This is a genomic window from Daejeonella sp. AP26, assembly GCF_056680515.1.
In genome coordinates, this window is record NZ_CM155286.1 from 4,010,775 (window position 1) to 4,027,073 (window position 16,299).

General features: G+C 43.3%; 10 protein-coding genes. 4 read left to right on the plus strand and 6 right to left on the minus strand.

Translation table 11 applies throughout. The features are described 5' to 3' along the window. Positions 1 to 69: 69 nt before the first annotated feature. Positions 70 to 2,439 (minus strand): TonB-dependent receptor, encoded by a 2,370-nt coding sequence (locus tag AC1MCB_RS17055; RefSeq protein WP_479965923.1) that lies wholly within the window; start codon positions 2,437 to 2,439, stop codon positions 70 to 72. Between the two features lie 381 nt (positions 2,440 to 2,820). On the opposite strand from AC1MCB_RS17055, the gene aspS reads away from it, so the two are divergent. Next, a complete protein-coding gene (aspS, locus tag AC1MCB_RS17060) occupies positions 2,821 to 4,566 on the plus strand; it encodes an aspartate--tRNA ligase (RefSeq protein WP_479968754.1) in 1,746 nt (581 codons plus the stop codon). A gap of 42 nt (positions 4,567 to 4,608) precedes the next feature. Here aspS and AC1MCB_RS17065 read toward each other — a convergent pair whose 3' ends face one another. The 3 genes from AC1MCB_RS17065 to AC1MCB_RS17075 all read right to left on the minus strand — a co-directional run bounded on the left by AC1MCB_RS17065 (position 4,609) and on the right by AC1MCB_RS17075 (position 11,247). After that, the gene (locus AC1MCB_RS17065) at positions 4,609 to 7,044 is read right to left on the minus strand and encodes an outer membrane beta-barrel protein (protein ID WP_479965924.1); all 2,436 of its coding nucleotides are present in this window, start codon (positions 7,042 to 7,044) and stop codon (positions 4,609 to 4,611) included. A gap of 280 nt (positions 7,045 to 7,324) precedes the next feature. Beyond that, entirely contained in the window at positions 7,325 to 10,594 is a 3,270-nt protein-coding gene (locus AC1MCB_RS17070) for a S41 family peptidase (protein ID WP_479965925.1), read from the minus strand. Positions 10,595 to 10,803: 209 nt separating this feature from the next. Further along, positions 10,804 to 11,247, minus strand: a complete 444-nt coding sequence (locus AC1MCB_RS17075) for an OsmC family protein (protein ID WP_479965926.1) — start codon at positions 11,245 to 11,247, stop codon at positions 10,804 to 10,806. A 97-nt stretch (positions 11,248 to 11,344) separates the two neighbouring features. Between AC1MCB_RS17075 and AC1MCB_RS17080 the strand changes: the two genes are divergently transcribed. The 3 genes from AC1MCB_RS17080 (at position 11,345) to AC1MCB_RS17090 (ending at position 13,777) form a co-directional block, all read left to right on the plus strand. Continuing rightward, complete coding sequence (locus tag AC1MCB_RS17080; protein ID WP_479965927.1) at positions 11,345 to 11,932, plus strand: Uma2 family endonuclease; 588 nt, start codon at positions 11,345 to 11,347, stop codon at positions 11,930 to 11,932. 67 nt (positions 11,933 to 11,999) lie between these two features. Then, a complete protein-coding gene (locus tag AC1MCB_RS17085) occupies positions 12,000 to 13,028 on the plus strand; it encodes a glycosylasparaginase (RefSeq protein ID WP_479965928.1) in 1,029 nt (342 codons plus the stop codon). Beyond that, a complete protein-coding gene (locus AC1MCB_RS17090; protein WP_479965929.1) occupies positions 13,028 to 13,777 on the plus strand; it encodes a copper homeostasis protein CutC in 750 nt (249 codons plus the stop codon). Before AC1MCB_RS17085 ends, AC1MCB_RS17090 begins: the two co-directional genes overlap by 1 nt. Here AC1MCB_RS17090 and AC1MCB_RS17095 read toward each other — a convergent pair. Then, positions 13,774 to 14,694, minus strand: a complete 921-nt coding sequence (locus tag AC1MCB_RS17095; protein ID WP_479965930.1) for an alpha/beta fold hydrolase — start codon at positions 14,692 to 14,694, stop codon at positions 13,774 to 13,776. The two genes, AC1MCB_RS17090 and AC1MCB_RS17095, sit on opposite strands and share 4 nt — an antisense overlap. Before the next feature lie 70 nt (positions 14,695 to 14,764). After that, on the minus strand, positions 14,765 to 16,285 hold the full coding sequence (gene gltX, locus AC1MCB_RS17100) for a glutamate--tRNA ligase (protein ID WP_479968755.1): 1,521 nt from the start codon (positions 16,283 to 16,285) through the stop codon (positions 14,765 to 14,767). Positions 16,286 to 16,299: the final 14 nt, after the last annotated feature.

Sequence of the window (16,299 nt, forward strand, 5' to 3'; positions counted from 1 at the left end):
GAAATTTGTGTTATATAGATATTCGGAAGAACCGCGGACTAAATAGCAGCCTCTATCCGCAGTATTTTTTTAAAATCTCAAATTCAGGGATAAAAGAAAGTTCTGTTTAGCCTGAGGGTAATAAAAGTTTTCTGTTGTTGAAACTGCTTCGTAAACGTAGCTGAATGTATAGCCGTTTGTTTCGTATAACTCGCCAAGTACATTATTTACCAGTAACGTTAACCCAATATTTTTAACTCCCTTAAGAGCAGTATTGTAGTTTAAGCGGAAGTCGTTGACAAAGAATGGATTAATGCAACGGCTGTTGTTAGACGTGTTATCAAGATATTGCTTGCTAACATACTTGCTTAATAATGCGACTTCTAAGTTTGCCAGCGCATTAAAACTTAATTCACTCGAACCGACAAAAGAGGGTGAAAAAGTGATCTCGGTATCCGTATAATCATTTTGAGCTTGAATACCAGTATCATAGTTATCTACGAACTCCGAAAAGCTCTTGATCTTATTCCGGCTTAACGCTGCGGTAGCGGTCCAGGAGAACCGGTTGCTGATCTGCCACTTTCCATCGAACTCCAGGCCTAAACGATAGCTGTCGGGTACGTTCTGACGAATATACTCGCCTACATCATTAACTTTTCCTGTAAGCACTAACTGATCTTTATAAAACATCGCAAAGCCGTTGATACCAGTACTGAAGTTTTGACTGCCAAGACGATATCCGGCTTCAATGTTTTTCAGGTTTTCTGATCTAGGCGCTGCCAGAACAGGGGCATTAACATAATCATCCCGGTTGGGCTCTTTATTGGCTACGGCGAAGGAAGTGTATAGGGTACTGCGATCATTTAGCTGATAGCTGACTCCCACTTTAGGATTGAAGAAGTCTAATTTATCGGAAATGTCAAGAGTACTTCGGTTTTTATCCGTTCCATCGATGGTGTAATCTAAACGACGGTATTGAAGGTCAGCAAAAAAACTTGCTTTACCAACCTGGTAAGAAGCCTTTCCGAAAATATTGAAGTCAGTCTTGAAGCCTTTCCCATTATAATAGCGCTCGCGAATATTGCTGTTGGATGCATACTGTGCCCATATAACCTCACCAAAATGCCCTCCGTCGTATTCGTTGTAGGCTCCGCCAAGTGTAAAATTGAATCGGTGGGATGGAGTATAGACCAGTGAGTAGGTTGCGCCATAAAAATCATTGTCTAACCAGCGACGACGGATCAGATCAGATGACTCTATTGTTTCACCTCCAATAATCACATTGTCGATGCCGTAATCTGATAGACTTGCTTCTTCTCTATATTCTTCATAGTATCCACGGCCACGAGTATAATGTAACGCGGCATTAGCAGCCACTTTTGGCGAGAAGGAGTGAGAATATAAAAGCTGGTAATGATCCTGCGTGTAATTGTCAGTCTGATCATCATAAGTAAAACCATTATAGGTACGGTTGCTCTCTAACAGGTTTTGAGGAACGCCATTCCAGGCCTGGTAGGTTTTCTCAGTTCCTGAAAATACGTTGGCTCGCAACAGGCTGTTCTTACCATAGTAGGCGCCACTCAAGAAATAGGATTTCAAGCGCGAAGAAGCCCGGTCAATATATCCATCAGAATTAATACGGGATAGTCGGCCGTCGAAACTAAATTTGTTGTTAATCATTCCGGTTCCCACATTCACGGTATTCTTTAATGTGTTGAAAGAACCATAAGTGTTGTTCAATTCTGCGTAGGCAGAATCCCGGCGGTTGCTGGTCTGAATGTTCAGGCTGGCACCGAAAGCTCCGGCACCGTTGGTAGATGTTCCAACACCCCGCTGTATCTGGATATTATTTATTGAAGATGCAAGATCCGGAAGGTTTACCAGGAAACTCCCCTGGCTTTCAGAGTCATTATACGGAATTCCATTGATGGTCATATTGATCCGTGTTGGGTCACTCCCACGGATGCGGATTCCGGTGTACCCAACACCAGCGCCTGCGTCGGAAGTAACTACCGCCGATGGGGTATGGTTAAGTAAGAAGGGAAGATCCCGACCTAAGTTGTTCTTTTCAATTTCCGCTTTGCTGATATTTTGATAAGTGCTCGCTGACTTTTCGGAAGCACGGGTGGCATAAACGATCACTTCATCAGCCATCAGATTCGTTTGTTCAAGGTGGAAGTCGGCGGTTAGGTTTTCGTTGACCGTAATAGCTCGCTCAATTGTTTTGTAACCAAGGTAAGATACCCGAAGTGCTTGAAGACCTTGCTTTGTGTTATGAAAACTAAAATCACCATTAACATTGGTTCTCACGCTGACAAGAGAATTGTTCAGATTTACACTTGCGCCACTGAGCGGCAGCCCGGAATCTTTGTCAGTAATTTTTCCACTCACAGAGAATTGTGCCATCGCAAATGCGGGCAACAGTACCGTCACAAGGACGATCATTAGAAAATTTTTCACGCTTTATGTTATAATTAGTTAAACATCCTGCATACAGGGGTTATATGCAGATATTAACTTTACCTCTCCCTACGCCGGCATTACCCGGATCAGGTGCTCTTGAAAGTGGCAGTTGCAGGTGTGTTAAGTTGCAGACCTTACTGCTGCTAAACACTGCTACTATACTTTCTCGATGGGTATGATCTCAGCCTGTTTTTTGTGTTTGTTTCACAAACAAGGCACCCCTTATTGACAGGACAAAGGTACTACCATTTTTGGAAATAGAAATAAAATTGCTAAATGATTAGATCGAGGGAGCAGGAGCCAGGCAAAGGACGCTGGTGTACAGCCGCAATATCGGCAAAAATCATACTTTTGCAGGAAGTTAAAATTGATATTGAAATGCACAGAAGTCATACCTGCGGGGAATTAAGTATTAAAGATTTAGGTAAAGAAGTAAGCTTGGCCGGTTGGGTGCAAAAATCCCGGGACTTGGGAGGAATGACCTTCATTGATATGCGTGACCGTTACGGTATAACTCAATTAACTTTCGACTCTGAAGACAATGCTGGTCTGAGAGCACAGGCACGTGAAGTCGGCCGTGAGTTCGTAATTAAAGTGACCGGCAAAGTTATCGAGCGTTCAAGCAAGAATTCAAAGATAGCTACCGGGGAAATTGAAATTAAGGTCACTACCCTTGAGATACTAAATCCAGCAAAACTACCACCTTTTCTTATTGAAGATGAAACCGATGGTGGTGATGATTTGCGCATGAAATACCGGTACCTTGATCTCCGCCGGAATCCCGTAAGAAACAACCTGGTTCTCCGTCACAAGATGGCGCAGGAAGTGAGAAAATATTTAGATGACCTTGACTTTATCGAGGTAGAAACACCGGTGTTAATCAAGTCTACGCCCGAAGGTGCACGTGACTTTGTGGTGCCGAGCCGAATGAATCCGGGCGAGTTTTACGCGCTACCACAATCTCCTCAAACCTTTAAGCAATTGTTAATGGTCTCTGGTTTTGACCGCTATTTTCAGATTGTAAAATGTTTCCGTGATGAAGATCTTCGTGCTGACCGCCAGCCAGAGTTTACTCAGATAGATTGTGAAATGGCGTTTATTGAGCAAGAGGATATTCTTAATGTGTTCGAAGGTTTGATCCGCCAGCTATTTAAGAACGTAAAGGGTGTTAACCTGATTGAAGTTCCGAGAATGAAGTATGCAGAAGCCATGCGTCTTTACGGCTCCGATAAACCCGATACCCGCTTTGAGATGAAGTTTGTGGAACTTAACCACCTGGTTAAAGGGTTTGGGTTTCCAGTTTTTGACAATGCCGAACTTGTTGTTGGTATTAATGCTAAGGGAGCTGCCGAATATACACGTAAGCAACTGGATGAGTTGACCGATTTTATCAAGCGTCAGCAAATTGGCGGTACGGGACTGATCTATATGCGGCACAACGCCGATGGAACATTAAAATCCTCTGTCGATAAATTTTACAACGAAGAAGAACTTAAGAAGTGGTCTGAAGCATTTCAATCAGAAGCAGGTGATCTGATACTGGTTATGGCAGGCGCCACTGAGAAAGTTCGCAAGCAACTTAATGAGCTCCGCCTGGAGATGGGAACCCGTTTAGGGCTGCGCGACAAAAATACCTTTGCACCGCTATGGGTGCTTGATTTCCCCTTACTCGAATGGGATGAAGAGAATGAGCGTTACCACGCAATGCATCATCCATTCACTTCACCTAAGCCGGAAGATATTGTACTGCTTGATACCAGGCCGGGTGAAGTTAGAGCCAATGCGTACGATCTTGTAATTAATGGAACGGAGATCGGGGGTGGGTCAATTCGTATCCACGATCGTAAATTGCAGTCCTTGATGTTTGATCATTTGGGCTTCAGTAAGGAGGAAGCGCAAAATCAATTCGGATTCTTAATGGATGCTTTTGAATACGGAGCTCCCCCACACGGAGGCATTGCTTTCGGCTTTGACCGTTTGGTATCTATTTTTGCAGGTCTGGATTCAATACGCGACGTAATCGCCTTTCCAAAGAATAACTCCGGAAGAGATGTCATGATAGACTCTCCTTCTATAATTGATCAAAAGCAGTTGGACGAACTGAAGATCAAAACCGTTAGTTAAGTGTCAGAAACACTGGCATCCATTATCAGGTTGCCGGTGTTTCTACGGAGTTACCCTACTTCGTTCTTCCTCCGAAGCTGTCTTACGTTCACGTTTGCCGGTTAGTTTATCATTACCAAACTGGTGAGAATAACTAACCTTAAATGTCCGTGGCTCAAATCTTCCTTTAAATGAAGTATTTACATTTTGTTCAGGTAGAATTGAGTAAACGGTAAATTCGCCAGTATTTAATACGTCACTGATATTGAAGCTCAGTACATTCTTTTCTCCGTTCAACTTTTTTTGTATGCCCAGATTAACTATTCCAAAGGGCTTTAAGATCGCTTTACCGAACAGATCGGAAGTCAAATAGAAACCTGTCACTTCTACTGAAAAATCTCTCGGCAGTTTAAAGTTATGAGTTGATACTGCCTGCAAATTTTGCTTCTCAATCCTTATAGGTTCGTTATTAAATTTAGCATTCACCTGCTGCCACCTGGCGATCACATTATTCTGAACATTCCACCAGGTGGTTAGGTCTACAGGAAGCGCTAACGTGGCAGAAATAGTCTTAATGTCTTCCAGGTTTTCTGACGTTAAAATCTCACGATTAATAGTCGAATCAATGTGTGATTGGAATCGTGCGATAGCAAATTTATCTTGACTATATGCAATGGAAAATATATAGCTTTTATAATTATACGAGCTGCTGATCGAATTGGAAATGGATGGCTGTAAAGCCGCGTTGCCCGAAAAGAAGGTGTTCGGATCAATAAAAATAACAAATGGGGCCATATCATTAAAAGTAGGCCGGGTGATACGTTTTGCATAGGTAAGGTTCCAGGATCGCTTATCACTTATTTTACGGGAGATGTAGAACGTCGGAAAGAGTTTCCCGTAGTGACGGTCAACTATGTTCTGCTGTTCCACGCTACCCAGGTTAGAACTGGTATACTCATACCTCAGGCCAACTTTCATATCCACTTTCGAATTCAGCGGCAGATTCAATGAGGTATAAGCAGCAGCAATTTGTTCTTTGAGGTTATATCTTGCCGTTAGCGAGTGGTCTCCAATCCAGGAATCGCTGATTAGCCGGTCAACCCGAACATCATTGGTGAAGCGGTAAATTCCGGCTTTCACACCCACTTCAAGGTCCATTTTTCCGCCAATCTTCTTAGAATAATCAGCATTCGATACCCACATCGAAATGGGGGTTTTCTTTCCACTTTTGGTTTCATTGTCAAAAAGGAAACCGCCGGAACCACTGTAATAGGAGTTCAAATAGTTTGACGGATTGTTCTGGTCATAATGCAGGTAGTCAAGATTAATACTAATTACTCCTGTATCCTTAAACGTATGCTGTGCATTCAAATTCATCGAGTAGTTTTTCCATCGGTTCAGCTCATCATTGATTATACTAAGAGTAGTATCAAGCTGACTATTGTATAAGATGCGTACATCGTTGACCGCATCCATGGTCCACTTTCTGTCATTGAGCGTAAAAAGACCTCCCAGTACAGTCTTTTTGGTTACCTGGTAATCTACACCCAGTCGGCCATTATGCATATTTACAATTGGATCCCGTTCTGAAACCGACGCATTTTCAACGGATACCCCATCGTTCCAAACCTGCCGGTAAGAGTTAAACGACTGCAACTGACTGTTTCTGGTAAAGGAATAGTCTCCATAAAAATTCACTTTGGCCTTTCGGTGGTTAAAGTTGAGGCTCGCCAATGATATTTCGCCCTTGCCGTAGCCCATACTTAGAGAATAAGAACCATTTGTGCCCAGGTCCGGATTGTTAACCATGACAATATTAATGTAGCCTGCATTTCCCTCGGCATCATACTTCGCGGGTGGCGTAGTAATTAGTTCAATTTTTTCAATGTTTCCGGCATTCATGCCATCCAGAAGCTGGACCACAGCAGATAAGGGCATATTACTTACTTTCCCATTAATCATGACGACCACACCATCCTTTCCATTCATCGAAATAGTATTGTTTTGCTTATTTACAATAATTCCGGGTGATCTTTCAAGAACATCAAGCGCAGTTCCCCCTACTGCAACAATGCTACTTTGGACATTAATAACCATCCGATCAGCTTTGAGTTCGTACAATGGTTTTTTTGCCGATACAACGACCTCATCAAGGTTCACACCCAGTTCTTTCAGTTGGATAGGTGCTCGCCGGAGTTCTCCAGCCGCAGTTATATTGAACGGCTCCGTATAAAATTGCAGATAACCTATAAAACTCGCTGTGATACGGTATTTTCCTGGCAGAATGTTCTCAAAAAAATAGCTCCCTTTAGCATCAGAAATAGTTCCTTTTACCATAACTGAGTCAACAGACTGGATTAATATCACATTCGCAGACGGAAACGGTTTGCCCGATATGTCCGTTATCAATCCCTCTATTCTTGTTTGAGAGAAGCTGGCATTGAGGATGTGCGTAGTGAAAAACAGCAACACACATAGTGATTTGAGCGATGTTTTCATTTTTGATTTTCTGGAAAGCGGTTGAACTCAAGAAAACTATATGAAACGCGGCAACTGGCCTTAATGACGGGGCTAAGATTTAGAAAGAACGTAAGGATTAGAGGATCAGGAATATCTCTGAAGTATCAGATGAAATGACAGGTTGATACCTGCACGCTGCTATTAAAGTTAATTTAATATTTCCAACAGGTGAAAAATAGAATGTAACATTTTAAGGTCTGTACAAATAAAAAACGCTGACAATTGCTTGCCAGCGTGTCAATCAAGTACATACAGGCTTCTAATTTTTAACTCTTACGGGATAAGCTGGACGCACAGGCGCTATCTGCGGATTTTTAGCCAATTCTTTCAAAGCGACCTCGATAGCTTTTTCAAGTTGAGGGTCCTTGCCTTTGAGCACTTCTGCTGGCCATTGCTCCACCTCTATGTCCGGTGCGACCCCCACATTCTCCACAATAAAACCATCTTTGGTCCAGATAGCAACATTAGGTGCAGTGACAGAACCTCCGTCAATAAACTCCGGAAAGCCTAAAATGCCAACTAGACCACCCCAGGTACGTTTTCCAACAAGGGTACCTACATCGAATTTTCGAAACATCCATGGCAACATATCTCCACCAGAACCGGCTGTTTCATCAATGATCATCACTTTGGGTCCCTGGATAGACGCGCTAGGAGATTTCAGGTCCTTGCCGTAACGCATATTCCAATGCGCCTGGTAAGGTTTCTGAAGCAGGTCAATGTAATAATCGGCAAGCTGACCGCCCCCATTAAAGCGCTCATCAATTATAATAGCCTTTCTGTTGGCTTGCGGATAGAAATATCGTTTGAAATATTCATGACCCAATTCAGCAGTGTTTGGAACATACACATAGGCAACCTGTCCTTTCGTAGCCTCGGTTACTTTTTTAAGATTCTCTTCAACCCAGTCTCTGTTCCGTAATGCATATTCATTATCAACGGGCACCACTTTTACCACCTTTGAACCGGTATAGCTAGGGTTGGGGCCAATGGTTAACTCAATAATTTTCCCGGCGGTATTCTCAAAGAACTGGTAAAGATTTTCCGAAGATTTGATGTCACGACCATCAATTGCCAAAAGGTAATCTCCAACCTTCGCGTTTACACCAGGCTCTGTTAAAGGAGATCGAAGGTTCGGGTTCCAGTTTAAACCGCCATAGATTTTTTTAAAGCGGAAGCGATCATTCGCCACAGTGTAGTCTGCTCCAAGTAATCCACCGGGTACCCGGGCAGGATTATTCAACCTGTCGCCAGCACCGGAAATACGGTGATGACCAACCGACAATTCACTGCACATCCATTGAATCAACATATTCAAGTCGCTCCGGCTTGCAAGGTCGGGCAGAAATACTTCGTATTTTTTCTTCATAGCCGCCCAATTAGTTCCATGCATTCCCGGATCGTAAAAATAATCACGATTTACACGCCATGCCTCATCAAATATCTGGGGCCATTCGGCTGCCGGATCAATTTTTATCTGTAACTCTGATGTATTAATGAGGCCTTTGCCCGTTTCAGGCTTTTCGCCGGAGTTGCTGATAAACCAGGAATCGCCCTTTACATAAAGCATCTTTTTGCCATCGGCGGATAGAGTATAACCGTTCATCTCGGTAACTTCCGAATCCTTGCGCTTTTTCAGATCATACGAATGCAGGGTGCCGGGACCATTATTATCATACCCGTAAGAAATATATAATACCTTACTTTCATCCTCTATCCCCAAATTGCCAAGATTACCGGCGGGTAAAGGCAGATCAACAATCCGGTTTTGAATCCCTTCCCAGTCAATACGTAAAGGCTTTGTTTTACTTTTCGCCGCGGGTTCAGCCTGCTTTTTATTTTTCTCGGGCTTATCCGAAGTAACCTCTTTTTTGGTACCCTCTTCGTCGCTTTCTTTAGCAAAGGGAGAAAACGTTTCTTTTTGAAGAGTTATAAGGTAGATCGAACTGCTGGCTCTCATATCTGCATTTGATTGGTCAAACCAATTGATAACTGGTCCTGCATTGGTAGACGCGAAGAAGAAGAGGAACTTGCCTTCCCTGTCAAACTTAGGTTCAGCTGCATCACTTAGACCATCGGTAAGGGCAGTTGACTTACCCTCATCCACAGAGTATATGTAAATTCGTTTGAATTGGGTCTCGGTCACTTTGGTATAAGCCAGCCATTTTGAATCCGGTGACCAGTCACTGGCAATTTCCCTAAACGGTCCGGGAACATATAATTCATCGGAGTCAATCTTTTCTGACTTACCTGATGCAACATCCAAAATATATAGATTTCGCCCGTTGTCTGTAAAGCTGATTTTCTTACTATCCGGCGACCATTTAATAAAGGCATAGAAACCGGTCCCTGTGAGCTTATACGGTTTCGCGTTACCTTTCCCATCCTGTGGAATTATATGCAGCTGGTATTCGCCGGATACATCAGAGAAATAAGCGATAGACTTGCCATCTGGTGACCATGAAGGATACTTTTCATGCGCTGCCGTAGTCGTTGTAAGATTACGCGGATCCCCCTTTTCCGCAGGAGCCGTTAGAATGTCACCCCGAAAGTCAAAAACAGCCCGGATACCAGATGGAGAGATGTCCGCGCTCCGGATATAACTTCCACCTTTTACAAACCGCGGTCTCAACTCTAATAGATCCGCAGCAATGCCGACTGTAAGCTTAGATGACCGCGATGAAGAAGGGTCGAAACTATGCAGATAACCCGCTTGTTCAAATATTATCTTTCCGTCTCCGCCTGACGCATTGAGAATCGGGAAGTCCTTAAATTCTGTGAGTTGTTTTACTGCATTTGATGCTATGTCATAGGAATAGAGATTGAATTCTCCGTTACGATCACTCCTGAAATAAATGGTATTGCCTATCCAGATAGGACCGGTATCATTACATCCTGATTCAGGCTGCGGAATTTTGACAACTGAATTATCAGAGAAAGAAATAATCCAGATAGTAGCTATGGTGCCCCCCCGGTAGTTTTTCCACTGTTTAAACGCGTCATAAATCGGAGTATACGCCATTCTTGTCCCATCAGGTGAATACACCGCATGGTTGGCGTTCGGAATGTTGAGCTTTTGGGCTAGTCCACCGCTTTGCGCTACTGTAAATAAATGTGCATACCGGTTGGTGAAAACTTCCCTTTGAGAGCTGAATAGAACCGATTTACCATCTACTGTGAAACCTTTCACAAGGTCTGCACCTGGGTGCCAGGTTAAGCGCCTTGGATTCCCACCTTCTACCGGTATTGTGAAAACATCGGTATTCCCATCGTACTGTGCACTAAAGGCGATCACTTTGCCATCCGGGGAGAACATCGGGCTTGATTCAATGCCTTCGTCAACCGTTAGTCTGCGCGGTTGTGATCCATCAGAATTAGCTACCCAAAGGTCTTCGGCATAGATGAATGCGATATGATCTTTACTGACACTAGGCTGCCCCAGCATCCTTGTATCTTTGATATCAATTGCAGACGCAAATAGCGGCCACAAGAAGAAGCCACTAAAAACAATTGTTAATAGTCTTTTCATAAAAACGGGATTTATAAGTTGATTTAGGGAATGGCTTGAGCAACCGTTTTAAATTATCAACTCTAATCTACACGTATGACGGCATAATAGCAATAATGCAGAATGAAAACGCTGACAGGAATTGTAGATCCTGTCAGCGTCTGTATAAAGTAGTTGATCGCTTAGATGAAGGTTACCGTATAAACCCGTCAGGGTTTTACGGATCCATATCAACCGGTAAAACTAACCTGCAGTGTGATTGGAACTGCTGACAAAGCTTTTGAAACCGGGCAGCCAGCTTTCGCCTTCTCAGCAAGCTCTTTAAATTGAGCTTCATTCATTCCATCGACTGCTCCCTTCAAATCAAGGAAAATTCCGGTGATTTCGTAGTCATTACCGATCTTATCAATTGTTAGGGTGGCAGTCGTTTCCAATTCTTTGGCAGTGAACCCTGCACCATCGATCTGAAAACTCAGAGCCATATTAAAGCAACCTGCATGTGCAGCCGCTATTAATTCTTCCGGATTTGTGCCTGCTAGGCCTTCCTCATTCTCAAACCGCATTTTGGTATTATAAGGAGTGTCTTTTAAAACTCCGCTGGGTCCGTTCAACGTACCACTGCCTTGCAGTCCGCTGCCACTCCATTTTGATGTTGCTCTTCTTTTTAGTGCCATGATAGGAAAAGTTTTTTAAGTTTTTAATTGTTTAATTAACTCTATTTAAGCCATCGGGTTTTAATCAGACCCAAGATTAAACCTTGATTTTTTCAGGTTGAAGATACTCAATTCAAATTCAGTAAATTTGAATATGCTTACCGCTGAGAAAAAGAAATATACAAAGGAAGATTACCAGTCACTGGATGAACGTGTGGCATTTCAGCTTATCAACGCAGATTTAGTTATGTCGCCATCCCCCACCAGTTATCATCAGATATTAGCAGCCCGGCTTTATAAACTGATTGACTCGTATCTTGAACGGTCCCATGTTGGAGGAATTTGTTTGTTTGCGCCTTTGGACGTGCATCTGGACGATGAAAACATTTTTCAGCCAGATTTAATTTACATCTCTGAAGCGAGGACAGCGGATTTGATCCAAGATTATATCGTAGGCGCTCCTGATTTAATAGTCGAAATACTCTCTCCCGCCACCGCTTATTACGATCTACGCCAAAAAAAGGATATTTACGAGCGCTACGGTGTTAAAGAATATATAATCATTGACCCCATACAGATGAACGCTGAAGTGTATAATCTCGAAAATGGGCGGTTCATGCTAACGCAAAAAGCCGGCAATTTTGAGCTGCTGCAATCACGTCTTTTAAAAGATCTTGAAATTGATCTCGGCTTGCTCTTCAAATAATTCTCCATTCCTGCATTTGTCTACTGTTGATGGTACTCCCGTATTGTGGATTTACTATATTTAACCCATGTTTAATCGCCGAAAATTCATAACCACAACTTCCGTCGCTGGTGCTTCCCTGATCGCAGGTAATGCTTTTGCAGATGTGATCCCAGAAGATAGATCGATAAGAAATGTCGAGAACAATCCGATAGTAATATCAACCTGGGATTTCGGAATCGCCGCTAATGCTGCTGCATGGAAAGTGTTAAAAAATAGTGGACGAGCTTTGGATGCCGTGGAGTTGGGCGTACATGTTCCAGAAGCGGATCCGAAAAATTCAAGTGTTGGTTTTGGTGGTTTACCTGACCGAGATGGTAAGGTCACTTTAGACGCCTGCATTATGGATGAATTTGGGAACTGCGGGAGCGTTGCCGCACTCGAGCATATCCTTCATCCAATTTCTGTTGCACGGAGAGTAATGGAGAAAACGCCACACGTGATGTTAGTTGGCGACGGCGCATTACAGTTCGCCTTAGAACAAGGGTTTAAACGAATCAACCTGTTAACTCCTGAGTCAGCCAAAGCCTGGAAAGAATGGCTAAAGAAAGCAGAATACAAACCGGTTATAAATATTGAGAACAAATCCTTCAGCCCCCGCAGATTGCCCGGTAACGAGTATAATCACGACACGATAGGCATGCTCGCAATGGATGCAAAAGGAAATCTTTCCGGCGCCTGCACAACCAGTGGTATGGCCTATAAAATGCATGGTCGGGTAGGCGACTCTCCGATCATTGGTGCAGGCCTATATGTTGACAATGAAATTGGAGGGGCCACGTCAACCGGGGTCGGTGAAGAGGTCATCCGTAATGTGGGCAGTTTCCTGGTAGTTGAGTTGATGCGGCAGGGCTATCCTCCTGAGGAAGCTTGTAAAGAGGCCGTCATGCGAATTATTAAGAAGAAACCGGAAACGGCTAAAGAGATACAGGTAGGCTTTCTTGCCTTGAATAAGAAGGGTCAGTATGGCGCCTATGCGATCCAGAAAGGATTTAGCTTTGCAGTATGTAATAAGGAAAATCAGGAGCTTCTGATCAAGGGCAACAGTTACTATTAATGGACTTTGAACTAGAGATATGCGTTAACTCCATCCAGTCTGCTCTGGCAGCCCAGCAGGGTGGTGCCACCCGCGTTGAGCTTTGCGATAACATGGCCGAAGGGGGAACCACTCCTTCAGCAGGGATGATCAGCTTGTGTAAAAAGATGCTCGATATTCCGGTATTTCCAATAATACGGCCGCGGGGTGGTGATTTTTTGTATTCTGAAGACGAATATGAGGTGATGAAGCAGGATATATTGTTTTGCCGGCAAACGGGATGTGAGGGTGTTGTTATTGGTATCTTGAAAACAGATGGAAATATTGATACTCAACGCTGTGCAGAACTTATTGCTTTAGCAAGGCCGATGCAGGTAACTTTTCACAGAGCTTTTGACCGCTGTAACGACCTGGATCAAGGGCTGGAGGCCATTATATCATTAGGTTGTGAACGACTGCTTACCTCCGGTGGTGAAGTTACAGCTCCCGAAGCAGCTGATAAATTAGCTGAGTTGGTCAGCCAGGCAAGCGGGCGTATCGGTATAATGCCTGGTTCGGGCGTTAATGAAAATAACATAGCTTCGCTAGCCATCAAAACAGGAGCTCGGCAATTCCATAGTACCGCAAAAGAAATAGTCACATCTGCCATGCAGTTCAAAGCAACAGGAAACCTTGCCGACCACGATGGAAGTTTCCCAATTATGCAAACCAGTGCCGAAAAGGTTCGGATGATGAAAGAGGCACTCTCCTCTTCCATCAGTTCCATTTAGCGTATACTCTTCGGAAAATATTTGCTGAGGTATTGGTTGATGGCTGTTTCAAGCTCGGTCTTAGCCTCAACAAAAGGCAGATGACCGCAATCGGCTTTAACAAGCAACTGCTTCGGAAATTGGATCAATTTATAGTGTTCTGGTCCTATAGCATAATCTTTGTTTCCACCAAATACTAGGACCGGAATCTTTATAGTTTTTGTTAGTGGAGAGAAATTTGCAAAATACTCCGGGTAGTTATTTACCTGGGCCGAAAAATCGCTGTTCCAGTTAGAGATTTGATTCATAACCGCGATCATCGTGTCGGAAGAGGCTTTCTCTTTATAATACATCTTATAAACATCTTCCCCGAGCGCACGATGACAGATCATCATCTTTTCCATCAGCGATTTATCCGGGTCATTAATACCTTTTAGTGAGTCTGTAGGTACTCGACTGCTAGCATAGGCGATAACTCCCTTTAAAGATTCGCGAACGTTTACGGTGCCATTTATCATCATGATACCTGCAACCGCATTGGGGTATTTGGCCGCATAGGATGTTTGGATGCCCGCCCCAAAAGAGTGCCCGAGTACAAGCCATTTTTTAATTTGTAGAGCTTCTCTGACTTCTTCAAAATCTTTAAGCATCCTGGCAAGCGAAAAATCTTTATTCTTAGGGCTGCCAGACCGGCTCACTCCACGCTGATCCAGGTAGATCATTTTAAATTTTTTTTCCAGCATTTCGCCACTGAATGCCTGAAGCCAGTACCCTCCGGAACCCGGACCTCCATGAACATAAAGGCAGGGAATACCTTCGCCCTTAATGGTTACAAAAAGTTCTACGTCATCGCTGGTGGTTATTTTCTTATCGAGGGCTTTAACCGCAACAGATGGTACTAAAAATAAAAAGATCAGCCAGGTAAGTTTAGTTTTCATACTTACTTTGACTAATCTTTTTTTAAGCGGGTTACAGAAGAATTTATTTTTTCATCTTCTACAAGGCAACCTATAAAGTGAACTCGAGAAGCGCTTTGTCAATTCTTTTGCCTATTTCTTCTTTCCCTAAAAGAGCTGCAATATCAAATACTCCCGGACCAAATTTTCCACCAACAAGCATCACCCTAAAGGGCAGCATTAGCTCGCCAACCTTAATGTTTCTGCTTTGCGCCAGATCTTTAAATTTCGCTTCCAGTTCAATAACCGGAGTTAATCCATTAGGAATGCTCTCTTTATACTCGTTGAAAAAAGCCGTTTTATCCTCATTCCATTTAGGTTTCACGGCGTTCAGATCATACTCTTTCGGCTGCTCAAAGAAGAAGGATGCTTGCTCCCAAAAGTCTTGCAAAAATGTTAAACGATCTTTAACCATTGCAATCACTTGCTCCAGGTAGTCATCATCAGTGATGGAGATTCCATTAGAAACCAAGATCCCCAAGATTTCACTCTTCAATTTGCCGGCATCCGTATGTTTGATATATTCATGGTTGAACCACTTTGCTTTCTCAAAGTCGAACTTCGCACCAGCCTTACTCACTCGTTCAATCGAAAACTTCTCAATCAACTCATCCATAGTGAAGATTTCTTGTTCCGTTCCATCATTCCAGCCTAAAAGGGCCAGCATATTGACAAACGCTTCCGGAAGATAACCCATTTCGCGGAAGCCTTTTGTGATCTCTCCGGTAACTGGGTCTTTCCAATTCATTGCATAAACCGGGAAACCAAGGCGGTCGCCATCCCGCTTACTTAGTTTTCCGTTGCCATCAGGTTTTAAGATCAGAGGCAAATGCACCCATTCGGGCATGTCAGATTTCCAGCCTAAATACTCCCATAGTAAAATATGAACGGGCGCCGAAGGCAACCATTCTTCGCCACGAAAAGCATGGCTTATCTTCATCAGGTAATCGTCAACTACCACTGCTAAATGGTAAGTGGGCATGCCATCAGCTTTCAGCAGAACCTTATCATCTACTAAATTGGTTTCAAAACTTACCATACCGCGAATCATATCATTGAAACTTATCGTCTCATCGGAAGGCACTTTAATACGAATTACATGCGGAACATTTTGTTCAAGTAATGCTTTCACTTCCGCTTCAGGAAGGTTTAGCGAATTTCTTAAGCCCTGGCGGTTATCATGACCATATCTGAAATTAGGTATGAGTTGTCGCTGAGCATCCAGTTCTTCGGGAGTGTCAAATGCGTAGTAAGCAAAGCCATCCTTCACTAGTTGTTCTGCGTATTGTCGGTAATTGTCTTTCCGCTCACTTTGTCTGTAAGGAGCAAAAGGACCTCCTTTTTCAGGACTTTCATCAGGGTTTAATCCGCACCATTTTAAGCAATCGGAAATGTATTGCTCGGCACCGTCCACATAACGATTCTGGTCAGTATCTTCTATTCGCAGAATGAAATCGCCGCCATGTTTGCGGGCGAATAGATAATTGAATAAGACCGTTCTTACACCACCTAAATGCAGACCGCCGGTTGGACTCGGCGCAAAACGTACCCTCACTTTTTTATTGCTTAACATGGCGCAAAGATAGG